The following is a 21,456-nucleotide window of genomic DNA, read 5'->3' on the forward strand; positions in this document are numbered from 1 at the left end:
CTGGGGGTGTTATCGGGGCCGCCGAAGCGGCCGGGGACAGGCCGGGAGTCAAGGAGTCAGCGGTCAGCGCGGGGACGCAGGCTCGCTCGGAGGTGGTGTAGAGGCCCTGTCTGCGGGATCGAGGCCAGTCGCACGAGTGCCTCGGCACACCAGCCACGCCATTGCGACGAGGATCAGTCCGATGAGGAGCGCTCCGGTGAGGGTCATGTCCGGGGCACCGAAGCGGCCCACACCAGGCAGGTGAGGGCGACGGCGAAGACCGCACCGCGCAGCACGTTGATCTGCGGCGTCCATCGAGCCAACCTCCGTGCCGGTCGACTCGCTCCGAAGTCGTCCAGCCGGATCTTCGCGATGAGTTCCTGCGTGGCCTCGGCGAGTCTGACGAGGTGCACCCGGCTGGGCAGATAGCCCTCCGGGAGCCCGACCGAGCAGAGTTGCTGCGCACGGAGCAAGGCCGGCTCCTGCGAAGGCATCAGGGTTCCGAGCTGGTTGACGTGCCCTCGCAGCCGCAGGACGAGGTCCTCCACATCGGCGGCGGTCTCGGGCACCGGGGAGTCCTCGCCCAGCACGAGCGTCACCGTCTCCGTCGCGGACACCGCTTGGTCACGCCCGGCACCCGGATCACCGAGACTCCGGCCCTGACCACTGCGCTGGCAGAACGCCCGGCGAGGGGCCAGCGAGAGACGCATGACACAACTCCTATGTGAATCAAGCCAAATTGAGTGAGAGACGCCGTGCACCACAGTCGGTCGGCGTGCATGGTGAGTGATCCGGCCGCTACGTTGAGCGAACCGCGAATCCCCGCTGGGGGGTATGCCTGTGCGGCCCGCAAGGCCGTCAAAGGCGTCAAAGATCATTTCGGACCCGAGGGGCAGCCCATGGCCCGTGAGCGAAACGTCGCCCTCGCCGCACTCCTGCGCGAAGCGGGCTGGTCCCAGCCCCAAGCAGCCGCCGCGGTGGCTCGTGTCGCCGCGGAGAGCGGTGCTCGCGAATTGGAGGCCATCTCGCGCTCGCACATCGCCATGTGGGTCCAGGGCACCAAGCCCAGCGGACGAGCGCCTCATATCCTGCGTGAGACGCTGTCCCGCAGGCTCAGTCGCCCCCTCACCCTCGCTGACCTCGGGCTGGAAGACGGGCCGACAGGCTCGCCCGACAGCAGTTCCGACTGGAGCGTCGACCCTCTGACCGTGCTGGCCGAGCTGGGAAGCGACGACCTGGACATGCACCGACGCAAGCTGCTGGCGACCGCCGCGTACTCGGCCGCCGGCCTCACTCTGCCCGCGAGTTCGTGGTGGACAACCGCCCCAGCCGCTGCAGCATCGCGCCCAGCAGTCTCCCCACGGTTGGTGACCCAGGCCGACATCGATGACGTCCGCAACCTGACAGCCTTCTACTCCGCACGGGACCAGCAGCGTGGTGGAGCCTCTGGGCGCTCGGCTCTGGCCGGCCACCTTCGCGACGAAGCGGTGCCCCTGCTGGGCAGCAGGTTTCGAACGGAACGGCACCGACGGGACACGTACTCGGCCGTGGCAGAGATGACCTACATCGCCGGCTGGATGGCGTTCGACGCCTCGGAGCACCGCACCGCCCAGCGCTACCTCACCCTCGCCGCCCGCATAGCGGCCGAAGCCGGAGACGGACCACTGGGCGGCCACATCCTGCGCGCCCTCGCCCACCAGGCAGTCGACCTCGGACACCCACGCAGGGCCCTCGACCTGGCCGATGCCTCCATGGCCCGCACTCACTACGGCCAGGCCAGCTCGCGCGAGAAGGCCCTGCTCTCCATCGTCCACGCCCGCGCCCTGGCCGCCGACGGCGACAGGCCCGGCACCCTCGCGGCCATCAGCCGAGCAGAGCGGGACCTCGCCCGCGCCGACAACGAGGACGCCCCCGACCGCGTCGGCTTCTTCCAGGAAGCCTCTCTCGCCCACGAAACTGCCTGCGCCCTGCGCGACCTGGGCAACCCCGTCGAGGCGGAGATCCATTTCCAGCGCAGCGTCCGCACCCGCCGCCGGCAGCAGTACGCCCGCACCCACAGCGTGACACTCGGCTACCTGGGCGCCGTCCAGGTCCAGCAAGGACGTCTCGACGAGGCATGCGGCACCTGGGGACAAGCCCTCGATGCCATGGTCGGCGTCCAGTCCGGCCGCGCCCGCGACGTCATCGTCCGCATGCAGAGCGACCTGTCGCCCGTGAGGCAACGCGGAGGCCGCCACGTTGTTGAATTGGACCGCCGGGCACGGGAAATGCTGCGCGCCATAGGCTGACCACAGGGCAGGTTCGCAGGTGCGGCCGGCGGTTGCTGCACACGCGACTTCATGGGAGAGGAACGAGCGCCGATGGCGACGTACGAGGTCGAACCGATCGCAACGGTCATTGGGGGCCACACCCGCGTCCAAGACGACTACCAGGGCGGGGTGGAATCGATCATCCGGCTGGACGACGCCTTCCCGCTCGAAACGCTGCAGGGCATCGAGGAGTTCTCCCACCTCACAGTGACCTGGCACTTCCACCTGGCGCGGCCCGAAGACGTGCAGCTCCACGCCCGCAGCCCAAGGGGAAACCCGATCTGGCCGGCAACCGGAACCTTCGTCCACCGCAACCACCGACGCCCCAACCAACTGGCGATCAGCTATCCGCGACTGCTCAAGACAGACGGCCGGGACCTCGTCGTCACCGACCTGGACGCTGTGGACGGCACTCCCGTCCTCGACATAGCGCCGTACTTCACCCAGATGGGGCCCCGAGGACCGGTTCATCAGCCAGCCTGGCCGGCCGAAATGCTTGCCACGTACTGGCTGGATGTCTCGGAGCGTCCGTAAGCCGACCTGCCGTAGTGATCTGTCGCTCGCGGCAGCGCTCATGAGGGCCCCGCTCGCAGAGATGAGAGGGGCGCACCAAGTAGTCGGCCGTCCTCGCTGATACTCCGCTCCCCGAACGGGAATTCGGTCAAAGCCTCCGGCCGGTACCGGCAGAACGGACCAGGCGGCTGTGCGAGCGCCGCGGCTGAGGAGGTTCACGACGTAGTCCCTTCACCGGGGACGTCCAGCTCCATCCAGACCGTCTTGCCCCCGCCCGGGCCAGGTCGGACTCCCCAGTTCGCGGCCAACGCGTCGACCAGGAGCAGGCCCCGGCCTCCCTCACACTGGTCGCTCGGTAGGCTCTGGAAAGGCTGTCTGCCGGAGGGGTCCTGCACTTCGGTCCGGAGACGTCCGCTGGAGTGGGTGACCTTCAGCGTGAATGCCTTCACCGCCTGGTGACGGCACCCGCGGGTCACTGCATTCGCCATCAGCTCATGGGCTCCCAGAGCAACTGCGTCCGCGATGGCCGCCAGTCCCGTTACCAGCATCAATTCGTGAAGTTCGCGCCGGCCCCGCGAGACTGCTGCCACCTCCGCCGGGTACACCGCCACAATCTCGAAGGCACGCCTCCGATCCGCGATCGGCACGGTTTCGACGGGGGCACTGGGATGGGGACCCACGAGGTTGTGAACCGCCACGTCAAGAACTTCGTCCGGCCGCTGAAGAGCGGCGCCGGAGAAATGCACGTTCATCAGCTCCCCTAAGCGGTCCCGACAAGGCACAAATCCGGTCACCATCTGTGCGTGAAGGCGTTTCTCGACCGGCACCGGGTGAGCTGGTCGACGTCGAAAGTCACGTCGCGCTCCTCCGGGCGGTTTTGGACTGAGCAGGGGCGGCCGGGGACTGCACCTGCGGCGAGACCGTGTCGTGCGGGTCGCTCCACGGCAGCGTTCGGCCGTTAGGCGCCGACGGGCCCGTTAGTCACGGCGCGGGCCAGTGGATCTGAGACGGGAAGCCTGGGGGTATCGGGGTGCGGGGGTCGCCCAGGGCCCGCAGACACACACGGTCGTCGGAGAAGCCGGTGCGGGCGTGGAGCCAGCGGCTGTTGTCGATCAGATAGCCCTGGCAGGCGTCGAGAGTGACGCGCTGCTGGAGCGCTTCGATCGCCGTGCGGAGGTGGGGCAGGTGGGGGGTGAGGAGGGGCTGAACGCGGCGAGGGCGTCCTGGCGCAAGCGGATGGAGACCCGCTCGCCTCGGTGGCGGGTGAAGATCCGAGAGGGGTGTCCGCCGCCGTCGCCGTAGAAGGCGGTACCGGGCGCGGCCATCACTTCCAAAGCCCGGGGCGCGCGTTCCATGAGGAGGGCGTGCAGGGCGCGGCCGTCGGTCAGGAGCACGTCTCCACCGAACGCGGCGGGCTGCTGGCAGACCAGGAGCATCAGACGGGGCGGACGGGGAAGACTGGAGCGCTCGGTATGCGCGAGGAGTTCCCCGGTGCCCAGCCCCGCCAGCCCGGGGCGTCGGGAGGCGGCGCCTCTGTCACGGATAGTGGTCAGCGCATCCGGGTCGCTGTCGGGGTGCGGTACCAGCGTCATCACCCGCTGGGCGAAGGCGAGAACCTTGGCCCGGGTGTCCAGTCCCTCGACGGTGGCGACACCCCGCGCCCGCAGGAGTTCCATCACGGCGGAGGTTCGGCCGAAACCGCCGATGAGGGGCGTGACGTGTGCCTCGAACAGGGTGAGCGAACGGGTCGTCATCGACGTGCTCCTCTGAAATCGGGCTGGACGTCCAGCGTCCGGACGAATAGCGGGCGGCGTAAAGCGACAAACTGTCGACCCGGACAAAGGCGGCAAGCCCGACTTCGTCTTGCGGACGGGTGCTACGTTCCGGAGGACAAGCCCGCCCTCACGACTCAGGGACAGCCCATGTACAAGCCGTCGTTGTGGCCGGTGTCCGTCAAGGGTGTTGCTCTCGATGCCCGCGAACGCGTGTTGCTGCTGCACAACGAGCGCGGCGAGTGGGAACTGCCGGGCGGCCGGCTGGAGATCGGTCCCGCAGGTAATGGGTCGGCGCCGGCCGACGTGAGTCCCGGTGCGGCGCTGGAGCGCGAGGTGGCGGAGGAGAGCGGCTGGATGGTGAAGGCCGGGCCTCTGCTCGGCGGCGGGACCTGGATTTACGAGCCGATCCCCGACCGTCGGGTCCTGATCGTCACCTACGGCTGCACGGTCCTGTCTCCAGACCGTGTGCCGGTCCTGAGCCACGAGCACAAGGAGATCGGGCTCTTCGACCGGCACGAGGTCGATGGCCTGACCATGCCCGAGGGCTACAAGCAGTCGATCGCGGCCTGGTACGACCACCCCGGAAGGTGACCCGGCATGGACGCCTTCACTTCTGTTTCCGGGCCGGCCACGCGCGGGTCGGCGCGGCTGGTCTCCTGGCGCTGGGCGACGCCGGAGGCTCAGGCCGTCCTCGCTACGCGCGACCTTGCTTCGATCCTGAAGTACTACCGGCACGTCCACGGCACCAGCCAGTTGGAGACCGGTGAGCTCCTGGGCTATGACAAGACCTACATCTCGGCCCTGGAACTGGGCAAACGGCATCTGAGCGATGTCGGGAGCTTGCGTCACGTCGCCGAGCGACTCGCTTTGCCCGCGCATGTCCTGGGCGTCACCGATCCGGCCGACACCGACCACCGGGCGATGATCCAGTTCGGCACCTCCACCGTGCGGCTCGCCGAAGTCGCCCGCCAGTGCGGGCGAGCGGCCGAGACCGTCGCCGAACTGTGGCCGCTTGTGGCTCGCTTGGAAGCCCGCGCCCGGGACGGGAGCACCGAACGAGATGTCCTTCGGCTCCTTGCGCACGCCCGGCTGAGTCTCGGGACGGCTCTGGGAAACGTGCTGCCCGAGGAACGGCTGGCCACCGCCGCGCACTGGACCGCCAAGAGCCGGGACGTGGTGCGCGCCTTCGATGACCGGGCTTTGACTACCACCGCTCTGCGCATGCACGGCAACGAGCTGCGCAAGGCCGGCCTGCTCGGTGCGGCCGTCGACCGGCTCAACCAGGCCGCGGTCACCGCACCCGGCACCGAGCAGCGAGCCGCGGTGCTGCCGCTCTTGGCCCGTGCTGCCGGTGCCCTCGGCAACGCGGTGCTGTTCGACCAAGCCGCCCGTGAGGCCCACCAGCTCCTTGACACGGTCGAGCACACCAGCCTCGTCAACCCCAGTGCTCTCTACGAAATCCATCTTCGGGGCCTTATCTCCACCGGCCGCATCCGCGATGCGATACGGCATACCGAGGCGGCTCCGCCCGCCCCGACCATCGCGGTCGCACCTCGGTGGCGTGTCATCGAACTCATCACCACGGGCCGCGTCCGCCTTCTCGCCGGCGACAGCCACGGTGCTACCCAGCTCCTGGCCGCGGCTGTACGGGAAGCACAGGCCCAGCGCCTTCCGCACCAGCTCCAGCGCGTCCAGCGCACCACTGTTGGCAGGCTCCCCGATATCCATGACGCCGCCACCCGTGCCCTGGCCCAGCTCCGCACGGAGATCGCCGCATAGCCGAGGGCAGGTGCCATGCGACGGGGACACAGCCAGGTGTCCTGTTCCCACCGGGCATCTCCTCTCTGAGTCGGCGCTTCAAAACGGCCTGCCACCAGCGCAGTTGGACGCTGAGCGGCCGGTGCAGTGCCATGAGTCTGGAGCCGCGTCGGCTTCGAGGGCATCGCTGTGGCGATATCGCTGCAGCGATATCGATCTCCACCTAGCCTGGTTCTCACGGCTGGGGCGAGCTGGATCGCGAGAAGGAGAGCCGAGGTGACCATGCCAGGGGGACCAGGGCGCACGTGCGTGCGGTGCGGACTGCCGATCAGCCGGTACAACCCGGATACCCGCTGTTCCACCTGCGCCCGGACCGATGCGACACCGACGATCCCGGACCGGGCCTGGCGCGACGAGGAAGTGCACAGGGCCCTTGCTGCCTGGGATTTCGGAACGGTTGTACGTCTGGTCCGCCGCCGCTCCGGGCTTTCGCAGAAGGCCGTACGGGAGCTGACCGGACTCACTCAGGGCTTCATCTCGGACCTGGAGCGCGGCCTCAAACAGGTCAACGGCCGCGAGACGATCATCGACCTCCTGACCGGACTGGGGCTTCCCGCCGACCTTCGCCCGCTCCTCCTCGCCCCTTTCGCGCAGGCCGAATCGCAGCGACTTGTCGAGGTCATCGACCCGGCTCTGCCATGGACGGCGGCTCGTATGGTGACGTCACTGGAAGCAGCAGTCGGAGGAGCCATGACCGGATTGAACCGTCGCAGCGTGATTGCCCTGGGCGGGGCCGGCCTCACGCAGTACATCCTGCAAGCAGCCGTCGCCCCTCCCGAGGCCGTCGCCTCCACCGCCCGAAACGGAATCAGCGTCTCCGACCAGCTCCTCACCAGCCTGCAATCCACCACCGACGCTCTGCGCCAAGCCGACGCCAGCCATGGCAGCGGTAACCTTGCCCGAGCCGCCACAGCGCACCTCAAGGTCCTCCTCCGGTTCCTGAAAGAAGGGGACTTCAGCGAGGCGACCGGGAAGCGCCTCGCAGCGGTGACTGCGGACACCGCCATCCAGACCGGCTGGTACCACTTCGACAGCGGCGCCCACACCGTCGCCCACAACCTCCTGGTGGGAGCCCTCCGCGCCGCTCATGCCAGCGGCGACAGCAGGCTCCGGGCTGGGGCGCTGTCCTTCATCGCCATCCACGGCTACTCCGCCGGCGACCCCCGCGACGCGGTCACCGCCGCGCGCACCGCCCGCCAGGTGATTGCCGACCAGGACGCGCCCGCCCTGCACGCGATGCTCCTCACCCGTCAGGCCCGCGGGCACGCCCGTCTACGCGAGGACCGCCAGGCTCGCACTGCCCTGGAAGAAGCACAGGCACTGTGCGCCCGCGGACGCGGAGAGGACGACCCTCACTGGCTCTACTGGATCAACCCCGGCGAGATCATGGGCCAGACCGGCAGCTGCTTGCTCGACCTCGGCCGCTCCGACCAGGCCGCCCAGGCGTTCGCCGACGCCCGCAATGCCTTCAGCCCGGACGAGATCCGCACCCGTGCCCAGTTCCTCTCCCGCGCCGCCACCGCCCAGATGCGCGCTGGCGACGTCGACGCCGGATCTGCCACCGGACACGAAGTCCTCGCTCTCGTCTCCGGAGTCCGCTCCGCACGCTTGGACGACAACCTGGACACGATGCTCGCCGAAGCCCGCCGCTACTCCTCGGCGGCTCCCGCCCAGGAGCTCTTGGAACGCGGTCAGGCCGTCATGGAAGAACGCGCCGCATGAAGCGCATGATCCTGGTCCTGTGGGATATCGACCGCACCCTCCTCTACACGGGTGACATCGACCGGCGCGTCTACAAGGAGACCTTCACCAGCGTCGTCGGCCGTCCCCCGGCAGCCCTGCCGGCCCGGGGAACCGGAGTCACCATGCCCCTGGCCGTCCGTGAACTCCTGCGCGTCAACCAGGTACCCGAACAGGACGTGGAGACGTTCGCAGCCCGCATCGTCGACGAACTTCCCGAACGCCTCGCCGGCCACCGGGAGCTGCTGTTCAACGACGGGGTCATCATGCCGGGCGCCATGGACGCGCTCGCCGCGGTCCAGCAGGCAGAGCACCTGATCCCGACCGTCGTCACCGGAAACCTACGGGGTAGCGCCGAGACCAAGCTGTCCGCGCTGGGCCTCATCGGCTACCTCGACACCACCATCGGCGGCTACGCGTCCGACGACCCTCACCGCCCGGCTCTCGTACGCATCGCACAAAAGCGGGCAGCCGCGAAGCATGGAGGCCCGTTTAATCGCGACAACACAGTGATCGTGGGTGACTCCCTGGAAGACGTGCGCACCGGCCTGGAGGGGGGCGCCAGGGTGATCGCGGTGGCTTCGGGCACCACCCCCGAGCAGCAACTACGCGCTGCAGGTGCACAACACGTTCTGGCCGACCTCACCTCCACCACGACCCTGCTCCGCCTCATCGACCAGGACGAGGCTCTATAGGTCTCATCTGACCGGGGTGGTTCCCTGCGGACCGTGTTGTCGCGCCAGTCGAGCCACGGTCCTTCCTTCGTGACCGGCCAGCCATTGGTGAGGCAAGCAGCACGCTTCCTCATCGCTGTGACCGGCACACGCGTCCACACAGGGGAAACTCGCTGCGGCGTTGAGGAGCTCGCGAGCAGTGATGTCGCGCCGCCGGGAACACCGAGTATTCCGGGGGCCAAGTAGAGCGCAGCCGCTTCGGTTTCGCACATTCTGGCTTTTCGGACGGTCTGTTCAGGCAGAAGGATTTGCCGGGGGATCACGATCGTCTGGCGGACCCGGTCGAGGCGCAGTCCCCGTCGGGAGCGCTGCGCGGCAGGCGGTTAACGGAATTGAACCGGGGTCTTCGTAGTACGCCGAGCCCGGCTTGACGCCCCGTGTCCAGCACGGGAAGTGCTTGTTCTTGTAACCGAAGCGGGCTTCGTGGGCGGCCTGGCAGACAGTCATAGCTGGTGATGTCGTGCACGGACATCCGTCTGGCTCGGCCGAAAGCGAGGGCGGCCTCCGCGTGCTCGAAGAACACCCGGGAGGGTTTCCAGCCGAGCCGGAAGTGACATTCGCCCACGGCAGACAGCTCCTCACTGCCCGGCGCTGGTGAAGCTGGCAGTATCCCAACGCGGTGCTTGATTGTGCTGATTCGCCGACGGCAGACACATTGAGGGCGCATTTGACTGGAATGACGCGTCGAAGCAAGCAAACCTAGAACAGTCCGCAGTAGCGCGACTACGCGCCGCTTTCACGCGTGTGCGTCAGGGGGGGCGAGGGCATCGAGCCGGGCGCAACATAGCCGACGATCGCCGGTTAGCCAAACCGGCGTTTCTCCAGACCATTGAACTACCCGCTGATCTGCCGGGCGTGTTCCGTCGTTCCCGCAAGGAGTTCAAAAGTATGTCGGTCGAAGTCATGGAAGAAGAGTGGCTGTATTCCGAGGAGCAGGTTCGAGCTCTGCTTGCCCTGACAGGGTTGACTGACCGCGCCTTACACCGGCCGACGTTCTGATAGCCGTCTCGCCGGATGCCCAGCCCTTCCCCCAGTACTTCGAGGCCCCCGCTATGCCCGCACGCCTGCTGTCCATACCCACCGTCGCCGCTGCCCTGGACGTCGACCGTCGGACCGTCTATCGCTTCATCGCAGCCGGCGACCTGCCTGTCGTCGACCTCCGCACCGGGCCAGGCCGCTCCCGTGTGCGGGTCCCAGCGGCCAGCTTGGACGAGTTCCTCAGCCGTCGCGCCGTTGTCATGCCGACGACACGCCGCTGATCCCGATCACGGCAGCCCCGTAGTCGAGCAAGGAGTAGAACCTGTACCTCCGCAAGTTGAAGTCCGGCAACTGGCAAGTAACCGTACGCAACCGGGCAGGAGGCCGGTACAGCGAGTCGTTCCCCCTCAAGGCGCAAGCCCGCGCCTGGGGCACCGAGATGGAGACACAGTCCGCTCGCGGAGGCATGCGCGACCCACGCGCCGGCGAAATCACCTTCCGTGAGTGGCACGATCGCTGGTGGGATGCCCGCATCGTTGAGCCCCGCACCCTGCGCGGCGACGCCTCCACCATCAAAAACCACGTCATGCCCCACTGGGCGGACTGGGAGATGCGGGCCGTTACTCGCATGGACGTCCAGAGCTGGATCCGCTCCCTGGTGGAGAAGGGCGTGGGCGCCGCCGCAATCAAGCGGGCGTACAACCTGACCTCGTCCATCATGCGCGCGGCCGTGGATGACGATGTGATCGCGTTGAGCCCGTGCCGCCGCATCGACCTGCCTCAGATCGCCGTCAAGCCGCCGCAGTGGTTTACGACCGACCAGGCGCAGAGCATCCTCGACGAGCTTGCCGCCCCCTGGAAGACGATGTGCCTACTGGGCGTCTATACAGGACTGCGATGGGGCGAACTTTCCGGCCTTCACCGTCACCGCATCGACCAGCGTCGCTCGCGCCTCTTCGTGGTCGAGGTCAACACCAAGCGGGGCATCAAGGAGTATCCCAAGAGCTCCAGGAGCCGCCGGGAGGTCCCACTCCCGGCCCATGTCCTTGAAGCACTTGAACGTCACATATACCGGCTCGACCGGGACTCCGTGGTGTTCACCACCGTCACCAAGGGCCGGTCCGGACGGCTTCTCGACGACGGTAACTGGCGCCGACAGACCTGGTGGCCAGCCATCGAGGGAGCCCGCTACTTCGATGACGACGGCGAGCAGCAACTCGTCCCGCACTACCCGCCCCACTCCATGCGCCACACCTGCGCCTCATGGCTGGTCCAGAAAGGGGTCTCCCTCTACGAGGTCCAACACCTCCTTGGCCATGAGAGCTTCCAGACGACCCAGCGCTACGCCCACCTGCAGCCGGATGCGCACAAGGCCGTCCTCGGGGCTTGGGAACGGATGGAAACCTCGCTCACGATCGCCGCATAAACGGTACCTTCGCCCCTGTCCTGCTTGGACAGGGGCGAAGCCGGTTGCGAGCGGAACATGGACACGATCACGCTCACGATCGCGACTTCGAGTCGGGCGGCTCATCGTGGGGAGCACCCTGCGGCCGACAGCGCCGAACGGCCACGGATAGGCGTAGGCATCGACGTCGTCTCTATGCCCCGCACCCGCAACCGAGACGCGCCGCTCAGGCGCGGCAGCGAGCGACCCGGCCGAGCGGGAGAGCAGGGGCCGAAGGCGACGTTCGTCTCCCGCGGAGTCATCTATGCTCGCGCCCAGTCGGTATGACCAGTTCGCTTCAGGGGGCAGAGAGCCGCATGGCCGATGAGATCAAGTACGAGTACAAGGCCGTGCAGACCGTTCGGGGCACCGACGGTTTGGTGATCTCGAAGATGCAGAAGGACGGATGGGAGCTCGTGGAACAGCTCCCAGGCAGACTTCGCACCACCCTCAACTTTCGTCGGCCGAAGAGGCCACTGCCTTGGCGTCTGATCGGGGCGGGGGCCGCCGCCCTCGTGGTCTTGGCCGCCATCGTCGGCACAGGCGTTGCACTTGGCGACGGCGACGAGGAGAAGGGCGCGTCAGCCAGTTCGCCGGCCGCCAGTGAGAAGTCTTCCGCTACGCCGCCCGCAGACGCCCCGACCACCGCTGAGGTGATCACGGCGCAGAACAGCCCCGAGTTCGCGACGTTGTTGAAGGCGGATCCGTGTGGCGGAGCGAACGTGAACTTCGCCACCAAGCACGCGGGGCAAACGGTCGCCTTCGACGGGTCAATCAGGCACATGGCGGCCCACGCGGATGACCGGACCCGCTACGACTTCCTTCTCGGCCCGGGCGACAAGGGGCCGCAGACGACGGACGGCCCGAACTTCAAGTATGAGGACGTCAACACCGGCAATCTGCACCTGACCGGCAAGCAGGTCCCTGCCACTGTTGCCGTTGGCGACAAGTTCCGCTTCGTCGCCGAGGTGATCGAGTTCAACACGGTCCAGTGTGTCTTCCGCCTCGCCCCGGTCTCGACGGAGACCCGGTAGCCTCGCTCCCACCGCCGGAGTCGTGACCCTGGACAGACGTCCGCTCGCCGAGGTCGGACGCCGGGCCACCGCCCGCCGCATCGGACCGTCGAACAACACGCCGACACCCAGACCGAACTGACCGTCCGGGATGTCGTCGCCCTCGGACGCATTCCGCACCGGTGCACCTGAACGCCCGCTACGGCTGGCGACGCGGAAGCCGTCACTGAGGCCCTCGCGCGCACCGACCGGGTCGACCAGTTATGGCACACCCTGTCCGGTGGCGAACGCCAGTGCACCCAGATAGCCGGCGCCCTCGCCCAGCAACCCCGAGAGCTCCTCCTGGACGAACCCACCAACCACTTCGACATTCAGCACCAGCTTGACCTGCTGGACCTCGTTGCGAGCCTGTCGGCCACCAACGTGATCGCCCTGCACGACCTCAACCTCGCCGTGACGTACTGCGACCACCTGCTGGTCCTGCGCGACGGCCAGGCTGTTGCGAAAGGTACCCGACCGAGGTCCTAACGCCCGCCCTCATCGAGCAGGTCTACCGGGTTCGTGCTGAGGTCACCCACGACCCCGGCCACCGCGCGATCCGCTTCCTGCGTCCCGCAGCCCGCGAGGGATCACTCCGCAAGAGGAACACGACGAGCGATGCCCCGACGGCAACCTGAAGAACGACGTTCCGCGCACGCCCCGGCGGCACCGGCACCCTTCCGCACCGTTGTCTGCCGGGACTGCTGCTGGGGAACCTCCAGCGTGCCCGAAGCCGATCACGACTGGCAGATCGCGTGCCTGGCCAACGCCCCCGTTCGCGTCTCGGACTGCCTCGACGTGTGCGAATAAGCCAACGTGATCGTCGTCCAGCCTCCGCCGCCGCACACGCCGCTGGCGCCCGCCCTGTTTGGCTCGGCCTCGGCAACGACCTCGACGCCACCGAGGACATCGCTGCCTGGGTCCAGGATGTCGGCCCCGGGTAGCGCCCCTGCCCCGACATCCTCGACCTATACGTCTTTACGCCGCCCCGGAGGGCGCGTTGAGCGTGGAAGCCGGACCGGTACCGACCTACAGAAGCCTGGCCTGGCGTGCCGCGCCGCGAAAGCGCTGTTGAGGATGCTCGGGCTGTTGAGGGCGCCCTTGCCTACATGTAGTAGGCGTAACGGGTGGCGATGCGGGCATTGGGCGGGACGTGCTTGAGGATCGAACCGACTCGGTAAGCGGTGCGCAAGGTGAGGGGGTCACGTTCGTCGAGTTGGGCGTTGTTCCAGTTCATCTTAGTCAGGGCGAGGATGTCCATGCCGGCGGTCAGTAGATCCGTGCCGTGTGTTGCGGGCCGGATCAGCAGTGGCTGGGGGACGTACAGGCCGGGGTAGGTCCGGAAGTACGGCACTGAGCCGCGGGTGTACAGGAGCAGGGAACGAGCGTCCAGTTGGACGCTGGTGCCGCGCAACGGGGGGAGTTGGCCGGTGCGGTACAGGTGTGGGGCACCGCGCCGCTGAATCCACAGCAGGTCGACATGGTCGATCTCACGCAGGTCGGCGGCTTCGTGGAATCCGTCGACCTCACTGGCGGTGAAGTTCGAGGTCTTGTGAACGACGATGCGTGCGGGCTGGTGGCCGTGCGTGGTGCGGTACTCGGCTAGGGCGTCCATCAGCAACTGCCGGGCGTCTGAGAGCGTCAGGTGGGGCTGGCGGTCGGTCTTGGAGATCTGCGCGGTTCCGCCGCGGACGACGACGCCGTCGCCGCGTTCGTTGAACACCTGGGCGACGGCCGTGTGCAGCTCGTTTCCACTCGCGCTGCGGTAGAAGCTGACCCCGACGTAGCAGGTGGCCAGGTCGGAGCTGTGGCGCTGCATGCGCCAGGGGGTCCCACCGGCCTTGTAGTACAGGGCGGTATGCAGGTTCCAGGCCCGTGTTGCCTCGTCCTGCAGCGGGCGGACGGTTTGACCGTTGGTCTTGGCCGGGATCCCGGTCCAAGTCTCCTTGCGCATCAGTTGCAAGGGGGCCGGCAGCGTTAGTGCGGCGGCCTTGAGCAGGTCGTGGAAATCACCTCCGGCCCCTTGCTCGCCCTGTTCCTCCTGGCGGTCGGTCAAGACCTCCTCCGAGGGAAGATGGTCTTCTCTGTCCCGCAGTTCTTCAGGGCGAGCGCAGATGATGACCCGGCAGCGCCCGGTCTCGGCCAGCGACCGGGCGGCGTCGGCGTAGAGCTCGACCGCATCGGCGGTGGCGGAGGCAATGTCGACGCGGGCAAGGCGGCGCAGCTGGCGTTCGGGGATCTCGCGGACGAGGGCGTCTTCGAAGACGAGCTGGGCACCGAACGGGGAGTCGCCGCTGACTAGCTGTTTCTCAACCGTCGGGCGTTCGATGACGTCCCGTACGGTGTCCTGGATCAGGTGACGGAGTCCGGGAGTGGGCATGGGAACGGGGCCCTGTTCATAGCGTGTCGGTTGTCTAAGCCAGCCACGCGAGGAACAAAGCCCCGTCATGCAGAACGCTACCGTCGTCCTGTCCGATCGTCCGTTGCCCGACCTGCGGTTCGCCGCGGAGTGTGACTGTCTCGCTCACTTGTACGGCAATGCCGGTGACCGGCCGCTGCGGGCCCGCGTCTACGCGACCGATCTGACGGACGAGGAATGGCAGATCGTCCGGCGGGTGATGCCTGTGCCGGGCTGGCTGTGTGGCCGCGGGGGCAACCCGGAGGGTTTCTGCCACCGCGAAATGATCGATGCGGTGCGGTACTTCGTCGACAACGGCATCAAGTGGAGGGCGATGCCGCCCGACTTCCCGCCCTGGTCGGCCGTCTACGCATTCCAGCATCGCTGGCACACGGACGAGCTCCTGGACGTGCTGCACGAGAGGCTGCGGGAGCAGGTACGCATCGTGGAAGGGCGGGACGATCCCGAGCCGAGTGCGGCGATCGTCGATTCCCAGTCCCTGCGCGGCGCCTCCACCCTGACCGGGGAGCGGCGCGGGTACGACGGGGCGAAGAATGTGTCGGGTTCCAAGCGTCACATCGCCGTGGACTGTCTGGGTCTGCTGCTGGTGGTGATGGTCACCGCCGCGGACCTGCAGGACCGCGACGCGGGTGTGGCCCTCCTGGAACGGGTGCGTTCCCTGTTCACGCGGGTGCGTCTGGTGTGGGCCGACAGCGGCTATGCGGGCGCCCTGGTGGATTGGGCCCTGCACGCCCTCGGCATGAAGGTCGAGGTGTCCCGCCGCGGCGACGACAGAGCCGGCTTCGTGGTGATCCCGAGACGTTGGGTGGTCGAGCGCACGTTCGCCTGGCTGGTGAACTGCCGTCGCCTGGTGCGTGATTACGAGCGCACCGCCGCCGCCCACGAGAGCTACGTGAAGTGGGCCATGGTCACCCTCATGACCCGCCGCCTGGCCGCCGCGGACCACGAGGCGGCCGCCGGACGGGCCCGGCGGGTGTGAGCGCCCGTCATCCTGCCGCGGTGAACTCCCGGCCGTCGGCGCTGGTCAGCCAGTCCCGCTGGACGAGCCGCTTGAGCTGACAGCGCACACCCTCCTGCCGACTGCGACCGGCCCCCTCACCGAACAATGCCTGGGCCACCTCCCGAGCCCGCACCGGTTCCTGCGCTTCCCTCACGAACTCGACGATCTTCGAGTAGAGGCCGGGCAGCCTGCTGGGATCGGAGTCCTCCTGCCGTTGCGGCACATACCGCGACTCACCTCCGGCTCCGGTTCCAGCGCCGGCACCTGCGCCGGCAGGGCTCCCTACCTCCGCGTCGGCCGGCGCCTCCCTGTTGTCGGACGGGCTGCAGGAAACAGCAGCCACACCGGCATCACCGCGCAGTTCCTGTTCGACCTCGTCCCAGATCTCGCTGCCGATACGCCAGCGGGCGATCTCCCTGTCCACCTGGGCCGCTTCCTCCTCCAGAGCGGTGATCCGCTGCCGGAGCTCGACGGCACGGGCTTCGAAGGCGCGCAGTCGGCGCGTCATGACAGCGGCGGGCGTGGGCACAGCAGAACCTCCGGGCTCGGCAACGAAGACACCACCACCCTGCACACCCGCCCACGAAGATCACAAACCGCAAACATGCAGCTCAGACACCTGATCGGTTGAGAAACAGCTAGTGAAACCGGGGAAGGGCTGTTCTTGAGTGGGCTTGATCAGGGGGTTCGGAAGGGTTGCAGAGATCGTTGCCCGTTGCGGGGTAGATCGTTGCCCGGCGGCAGGGGGTTGCGCGCGGTGGGGGATGACTCAGGCCGTGCGCCGGTCGTCGATTTTGGAGGAGAGCTGTGGCCATGCCGCGGTGAGTCGTGCCAGGTCGTCGGCCGTCAAGTCGTGAGCCGTACGCAGGGGCTCGTCGGGGAGGAAATGGACGGCGGTCCCGGTCGTGCCGTCGTCGGTGATCGGTTCCAGGTCGGTGGTGGGGATGCCGTGTTCGTATCGCTGGGTCCAGGATCCGTTGCGGCGGCGGTTGGTATGGACGAGCCACGTGCTGAGTGCGGCGACGACCGACATGCCCCGGCGGGGGTGGGTGTCGGGCAGTGGGAGCGTGTCGGGGTGGTCGAAGAAGCGGAGGTCCTTTGTCGCCATGACCGGCTTCTTCACGGCCTGGCCGTGTTCGTCGAGGCGTGTGTCGGTGCCCCGTCCGTCGTCGGCGATGGTTACGGAGCCGTCGGAGTGGAGCGTGATGCGGCAGTGTCCGCTGTTGCTGTACTCGGCCTCGTCCGCCGCATAGGCGATGACTTCGAGAACCAGGTGCCGGAGGCCGCCGGGGGCGAATACGGCGGGGTTTTGGCGGATGTGTTCAAGGTGGTCGAGGTCGACGGTGCTCGCCCAGTCGTGCGTGGTGTTGCGCCAGGAAGCCCTTGGTGTGTCCATCCGAGAAGTATGGAGCCGGTGATCACGGGCGCGGGATGTGTGGGTCCGGCCTGCCCCACTCCATGATCACCTCCTACAGTGTGAGGGGAGTGCCGCCAACTTGGCTCCCTTGTCTGCGAGTTGGCGGGCGTCGGCCTTGGGGTGAAGGGGGCGGCTGATGGCATCGCTGCTGGAGAGGCTGAGGGCGAGGGCGTCACGGTCGCGGGCGAGGGTGGAGGACCTGCGCTCGCGGATCGCCGCGCTGGAGAAGGAGCTCGCCGCCGAGGAAGCGGAGCTGTCGCGGTGGGCGGTTGCCGAGGAGGCGGTGGCCGAACTGCTGGCCGAGGACGACGCCGGCGGTGGGGAGCCGGCGGCCGGGCTGCCGCCGGTGGCGGTGGCCGCGGCCAGGAGGCCGCAGGCCGTGGTCTCGGCGCCGGTGACGCGGGGGGACGGCGAGGTGCTGGCCGGGGTGAGTGAGGACGTGGTGCTCGCGCTGGCGTCGGCGGGGCGGCCGCTGCGGTCGAGGGAAATCTGCGAGGCGGTCGGCGCGGGAACGGAGCACCGGCCGGTGGAGGGGATGCGGGTGAGGCTGAAACGGCTGGTCAAGCAGGGCTGGCTGACCGAGGACCAGGTGGGGCTGTTCGCGATCGCGCCCGGGGTCGGGGATCCGGCGTCGGCGGGTGCGGTCGTGGAGGCTGCGGGCGGGGACGTGTGAGGCGGCGCCGTCGGGATGGCCGTCCCGGCGGCGCCTGGGGTTGCGTGAGCGCCCTGGACCATGAAGAAGAGGCTCGCGCGTCCGACAGGTTAGTGCTGTTGCGCCGTGTTGGGTTCGCCGGGCCGTAACTGGGCTCTGGCCTGCGGGAATTGCAGTCTGTTGGCCGGGCCGGGAGGGCTTTGGCGGCATGTCTGCACACCTACCGGCGCGCAAGCGGGGGCCACAGCGGGGTGTTCAGGCCCGTCTCCAGGCGGGCGATCGTGGCGACATCGGGCCAGCAGCGGCCCTCGATCACGTCGGCGATGGTCTGCCGGTTGACCCCCAGCAGGTCAGCGGCACCGCGGCGGCTCAGACCGCGTTCGCGCAGAGCGTCGGCGAGGCGGCGGGCGATGGTCTGGACGACTGCTGCGGCGACGTCGTCGACGACCGCGTGGGGCCAGGCTTCCGGATCTTGGGTGCATTCCCTGGGCGCGCGGGAGCGCGCGCTGCCTCCGACCATGCTTCCACGCTCCTGTCTGTTGATGTCGTACGCGACTTGGGCGGCAGGTTGTCCTGCCGCTACTCGTGGTTCATGGCACTGGACCTGGCGACGTCTTCGGTCATCGACGCGTACACCCCGCGGGAGGCTCCCGCCTGCTGGGTTGAGGTGGGGCCGCTGGTGAAGGCGGTGGTTACCGCGACCGTCGAGCGTGTCCCTTACTCGGTTGTGGACCTGCTGCACGTTGTCGCCCGGCTGGCCGTCTGGGCAGAGGGGCGGGGGGTTGCCCGTGAGCCGGCCGCCTGGCTGAAGAACGAGACGATCGACGCGTTCGTGCTGACCGGCTGCGCGGGCCTGAAGCCTGGCACCCTGCGCACCTACCGCACCTGGCTGCGGCGCGTGAGAGAGGTACTGGTCTTCGACGATGGCGGGCAGGAGGGGCTGAAGTTGTCCGCTCCGCCGGCGCCCGCGGCGCCCTATGAGGACGAAGAGATCGCCGCCTTGCGGTCCTGGGCCCGGCAGCTGCGCCCCCGGGCGCGGTCGGATGCGCTGGCCCTGATGGCGCTCGCGGACGGGATGGGACTCGCACCGGGAGAAATCGCCCGACTGCGCGGGACGGACATCCGCCGCACCCGCTCCGGCGCCTGCGTACTCGACGCCGCGGTGCTCGGACGGCTCCTGGTGGCCCACGCCGGCTGGGAAGAGATCCTCGCCGAGCTCGCGGGACAGGCCGGGGACGACTTCCTGTTCCGCCCCGGCCACAAGGACCCGCCGCCGGACAACCTGATCGCCTCCTTCACCCACCAGCACCGGCCCGCAACACCCCTGCCGAAGCTGAACGCCCGCCGCCTGCGGGCTTCTTGGATCGTCTCCCTGATGCGCCGCCGCATCGACCCCGGAGTGATCGCGGCCGCGGCCGGGCTCGCCTCGACCGCCTCCCTCGCCCGCTACCAGCACTTCGTGCCCCCGCTCAGCGACCGCGAGACGGCCCGCCTGCTGCGAGGCCAGCAGTGAGGGCCCCGCCGCCGGACCATCCGGCCGGCCGCTCCAGCCGTCCGCGGCCGGTGACCGACGCCCCGGCCCGCATCCCGGACTCGAAGGTCTTCCAGCTGGCCGCGCTGCTGGATGGCTCCGGCGCCCTCGACCTGATCAACGGCGAACTGTCCGGGCGGCCCGGCCCTGCCGGCCTTGCGCCCCGGACCGTGCTGACCGGACTGCTGCTGTCCGTCCACTACACCGGCAAGGCCACCCTGGCCGAAGCCTGGCGCATCCTCACCTTCAGCCTCTCGCCCACCGCCCAAGGCCGCCTCGGCATCAAGCCCGGCGAAACCGCCGGCCCCCGGGCCCGGCTGGCCCTCTCCCGCCGCGTCTACCGGGCCTTCGACCGCGTCACCACCGCACTGGATGTGGCCCGCTGCGACCGACGCCGCCGCCTGCCTCTGGACGAGGCCGCCACCTTCGCGGCCGCCTGGGAAGACAATGATCCCGAACACATGCGTAAGAGGGCCGTGCTGCAGCAGATCTGCACCGCCCTGATCACCAACACGATCCGGATCGCCCGACGCTGCGGGGCACTGAAGCACTGGCGAGGCGACGTCGGCATCGACGCCACCGCCCTGGCCTCCTGGCACAAGCCGCCCAGCACCAAACGCAACCTGGCCTCCGTCGACCTCACCGCGGGCTGGCACTTTTCCGGCGGCTCCAACGAACCCACCTTCGGCCTCAGCGGGCACCTCGCTCTCGCGGCCGCCTCCCGCCCCCACTCGGGGCGCGACGCGCAGATCGCGCTCGGCCTGGTCGTCGACTACCCCGGTGTCCGCACCGGCCCTAACGCGATCACCCTGCTCACACCCCTGACCAGGCTCCAACTCCCTGCCGGGACACTCGCCGTCGACCGCCTCTACACCGACGCCCGCCCCGAGACCTTCGCCCTGCCCGCCCGCAAGCTGGGCTACCGGCTCGCCCTGGACTACAAGCAGGACCAGCGCGGCATCCAGGGCAGCCACCGCGGCGCCGTCATGATCGACGGCACCCTCACCTGCCCCCACGTCCCACCCGCACTCGCGAACGCCACCCACCGGCTCGACGACAAAACCGCCCGCCGGCCGGATGACCTCACCAAGACACAGATCAACAACCGCAAGCCGTACTTCCTCCACCTCAAACAGGGCCCCGACGAGGGCGGGGCCATCCGGCTCGCCTGCCCCGCCACCGGCACCTCGCCCACCGTCAACTGCCCGCGCAGACCACCCGCCCGCACTCCGCCACGCACCATCGATCTCACCGACCCACGACAGACACAGGCGCACCCGGCGGCCCGCCCCACCGTGACCATCCCGCCCCACGCGGCCGGTTCCCCGCCGGACATCTGCCGCCAGCACTCGATCACGATCCACCCCGGCGACCTGGGCACCATGGACAAGTTCCGCCAGGACCTGCCCTACCTCACCGACACCTGGCGCGACACCTTCAAGGTCGTCAGGGCTCAGAACGAGGGGATCAACGGAATCCTCAAGGGCCACAAGGTCGACATCTCCGAACCGAAGAACCGGCTCGCCCACGGCCGCGTCGCCCAGACCCTCCTCGTCACGCTCATGATCACCATCGCGAACCTGGCAATCTTGGACGCCTTCTGCCAGACCACCCGAGGCGAGCACCTGCCCGCCACCGCCTACGAAGAGCTTCCGCTCACCCCACCGGACCGTTCCGCGGCCCGGCCGATCGGACGCCTCCCACCCGGCACACCACGATGATCCGCAAGTGAACAGCCACACCAACCACCGCCACGAGACGTTCCCGGTCCCGCAGCCGCACCACCGTGCGCTCCACGGCATCGGTCACCCCCGGAAGGCCCCATCCGCAGGCCCCGGAACCGCCCCTCAGCCCCGGCCGACCTCCGAACCGCCCCCGAAAACCGCAAGATCCCGCCCAATCGACTAGATCGGACGGGATCTCGTGAACCACTCCTGAGCGAACTCAAGAACAGTCCGGGGAACGGTTGGTGAAGATTCTCCTGCCCGGGCTTCGTCTCCTTCGCTTCGATTGGGTCCTGGCAGCGCTGCAGCCAACTCCGGATGCCGTCGACCGCATGGGCGGGGCCGACCAAGCCGATGGGGATCTGACGGGG

The 21,456-nt window shown here is 68.6% G+C and carries 20 protein-coding genes and 2 pseudogenes; 15 read left to right on the forward strand and 7 right to left on the reverse strand.

All coding sequences use genetic code 11. From position 1 onward, the window contains the following. Positions 1 to 203: 203 nt before the first annotated feature. Positions 204 to 689 carry a DUF6415 family natural product biosynthesis protein gene (locus tag DDQ41_RS25290; protein ID WP_262508564.1) on the reverse strand — a complete coding sequence of 162 codons (486 nt, stop codon included), beginning with the start codon at positions 687 to 689 and terminating at the stop codon, positions 204 to 206. A gap of 189 nt (positions 690 to 878) precedes the next feature. Here DDQ41_RS25290 and DDQ41_RS25295 point away from each other — a divergent pair, with 189 nt between their 5' ends. Beyond that, positions 879 to 2,267, forward strand: a complete 1,389-nt coding sequence (locus DDQ41_RS25295) for a tetratricopeptide repeat protein (RefSeq protein WP_174720323.1) — start codon at positions 879 to 881, stop codon at positions 2,265 to 2,267. Positions 2,268 to 2,339: 72 nt separating this feature from the next. Further along, the gene (locus DDQ41_RS25300; protein WP_109296532.1) at positions 2,340 to 2,822 is read left to right on the forward strand and encodes an SAM-dependent methyltransferase; all 483 of its coding nucleotides are present in this window, start codon (positions 2,340 to 2,342) and stop codon (positions 2,820 to 2,822) included. Positions 2,823 to 3,016: 194 nt separating this feature from the next. Here the strand turns inward: DDQ41_RS25300 and DDQ41_RS25305 are convergent, their stop codons facing one another. Next, positions 3,017 to 3,553 (reverse strand): ATP-binding protein, encoded by a 537-nt coding sequence (locus DDQ41_RS25305; RefSeq protein ID WP_162602733.1) that lies wholly within the window; start codon positions 3,551 to 3,553, stop codon positions 3,017 to 3,019. A gap of 360 nt (positions 3,554 to 3,913) precedes the next feature. Next, positions 3,914 to 4,555 (reverse strand): TauD/TfdA family dioxygenase, encoded by a 642-nt coding sequence (locus DDQ41_RS25310; protein WP_109296534.1) that lies wholly within the window; start codon positions 4,553 to 4,555, stop codon positions 3,914 to 3,916. Between the two features lie 168 nt (positions 4,556 to 4,723). Between DDQ41_RS25310 and DDQ41_RS25315 the strand changes: the two genes are divergently transcribed. From DDQ41_RS25315 to DDQ41_RS32675, 9 genes and pseudogenes are all read left to right on the forward strand, one after another. Beyond that, positions 4,724 to 5,167, forward strand: a complete 444-nt coding sequence (locus DDQ41_RS25315; protein WP_109296535.1) for an NUDIX hydrolase — start codon at positions 4,724 to 4,726, stop codon at positions 5,165 to 5,167. A gap of 6 nt (positions 5,168 to 5,173) precedes the next feature. After that, on the forward strand, positions 5,174 to 6,355 hold the full coding sequence (locus tag DDQ41_RS31940) for a helix-turn-helix domain-containing protein (protein WP_174720324.1): 1,182 nt from the start codon (positions 5,174 to 5,176) through the stop codon (positions 6,353 to 6,355). A gap of 261 nt (positions 6,356 to 6,616) precedes the next feature. Next, positions 6,617 to 8,116 carry a helix-turn-helix domain-containing protein gene (locus DDQ41_RS25325; protein WP_109297939.1) on the forward strand — a complete coding sequence of 500 codons (1,500 nt, stop codon included), beginning with the start codon at positions 6,617 to 6,619 and terminating at the stop codon, positions 8,114 to 8,116. Continuing rightward, positions 8,113 to 8,829: an HAD family hydrolase gene (locus DDQ41_RS25330; RefSeq protein WP_381310085.1), complete on the forward strand. Its 717-nt coding sequence runs from the start codon at positions 8,113 to 8,115 to the stop codon at positions 8,827 to 8,829. Before DDQ41_RS25325 ends, DDQ41_RS25330 begins: the two co-directional genes overlap by 4 nt. A gap of 1,091 nt (positions 8,830 to 9,920) precedes the next feature. Then, a complete protein-coding gene (locus DDQ41_RS25335) occupies positions 9,921 to 10,127 on the forward strand; it encodes a helix-turn-helix domain-containing protein (RefSeq protein ID WP_079080635.1) in 207 nt (68 codons plus the stop codon). Positions 10,128 to 10,312: 185 nt separating this feature from the next. Continuing rightward, the gene (locus DDQ41_RS25340) at positions 10,313 to 11,272 is read left to right on the forward strand and encodes a tyrosine-type recombinase/integrase (RefSeq protein WP_262508565.1); all 960 of its coding nucleotides are present in this window, start codon (positions 10,313 to 10,315) and stop codon (positions 11,270 to 11,272) included. Positions 11,273 to 11,607: 335 nt separating this feature from the next. Continuing rightward, on the forward strand, positions 11,608 to 12,324 hold the full coding sequence (locus DDQ41_RS25345; protein WP_109297941.1) for a DUF4839 domain-containing protein: 717 nt from the start codon (positions 11,608 to 11,610) through the stop codon (positions 12,322 to 12,324). Next, positions 12,317 to 12,980, forward strand: a pseudogene (locus DDQ41_RS25350) (ABC transporter ATP-binding protein); the annotation flags it as partial. The gene DDQ41_RS25345 and the pseudogene DDQ41_RS25350, both read left to right, overlap by 8 nt. Beyond that, a pseudogene (locus DDQ41_RS32675) lies at positions 12,961 to 13,283 on the forward strand ((2Fe-2S) ferredoxin domain-containing protein); the annotation flags it as partial. The pseudogenes DDQ41_RS25350 and DDQ41_RS32675, both read left to right, overlap by 20 nt. Before the next feature lie 164 nt (positions 13,284 to 13,447). Here DDQ41_RS32675 and DDQ41_RS25360 read toward each other — a convergent pair. Next, positions 13,448 to 14,722, reverse strand: coding sequence for an argonaute/piwi family protein (locus DDQ41_RS25360; RefSeq protein WP_109296537.1), 1,275 nt, complete (start codon positions 14,720 to 14,722; stop codon positions 13,448 to 13,450). Positions 14,723 to 14,789: 67 nt separating this feature from the next. On the opposite strand from DDQ41_RS25360, the gene DDQ41_RS25365 reads away from it, so the two are divergent. Further along, positions 14,790 to 15,740, forward strand: a complete 951-nt coding sequence (locus tag DDQ41_RS25365) for an IS5 family transposase (protein WP_109294922.1) — start codon at positions 14,790 to 14,792, stop codon at positions 15,738 to 15,740. 7 nt (positions 15,741 to 15,747) lie between these two features. Here DDQ41_RS25365 and DDQ41_RS25370 read toward each other — a convergent pair whose 3' ends face one another. After that, positions 15,748 to 16,290, reverse strand: a complete 543-nt coding sequence (locus DDQ41_RS25370; RefSeq protein ID WP_109294923.1) for a hypothetical protein — start codon at positions 16,288 to 16,290, stop codon at positions 15,748 to 15,750. A 240-nt stretch (positions 16,291 to 16,530) separates the two neighbouring features. After that, complete coding sequence (locus DDQ41_RS25375; protein ID WP_109293613.1) at positions 16,531 to 17,157, reverse strand: DNA topoisomerase subunit B; 627 nt, start codon at positions 17,155 to 17,157, stop codon at positions 16,531 to 16,533. Positions 17,158 to 17,314: 157 nt separating this feature from the next. Between DDQ41_RS25375 and DDQ41_RS25380 the strand changes: the two genes are divergently transcribed. After that, positions 17,315 to 17,851, forward strand: coding sequence for a hypothetical protein (locus DDQ41_RS25380; RefSeq protein WP_162602623.1), 537 nt, complete (start codon positions 17,315 to 17,317; stop codon positions 17,849 to 17,851). A gap of 199 nt (positions 17,852 to 18,050) precedes the next feature. Here DDQ41_RS25380 and DDQ41_RS25385 read toward each other — a convergent pair whose 3' ends face one another. Next, on the reverse strand, positions 18,051 to 18,350 hold the full coding sequence (locus DDQ41_RS25385) for a helix-turn-helix transcriptional regulator (protein WP_109293615.1): 300 nt from the start codon (positions 18,348 to 18,350) through the stop codon (positions 18,051 to 18,053). Positions 18,351 to 18,422: 72 nt separating this feature from the next. On the opposite strand from DDQ41_RS25385, the gene DDQ41_RS25390 reads away from it, so the two are divergent. Beyond that, positions 18,423 to 19,343: a hypothetical protein gene (locus DDQ41_RS25390; RefSeq protein WP_109293616.1), complete on the forward strand. Its 921-nt coding sequence runs from the start codon at positions 18,423 to 18,425 to the stop codon at positions 19,341 to 19,343. 50 nt (positions 19,344 to 19,393) lie between these two features. After that, positions 19,394 to 21,082, forward strand: a complete 1,689-nt coding sequence (locus DDQ41_RS25395) for a hypothetical protein (protein WP_109293617.1) — start codon at positions 19,394 to 19,396, stop codon at positions 21,080 to 21,082. Positions 21,083 to 21,456 lie beyond the last annotated feature (374 nt).

The organism is Streptomyces spongiicola (assembly GCF_003122365.1).
GTDB classification, from domain to species: Bacteria; Actinomycetota; Actinomycetes; order Streptomycetales; family Streptomycetaceae; genus Streptomyces; species Streptomyces spongiicola.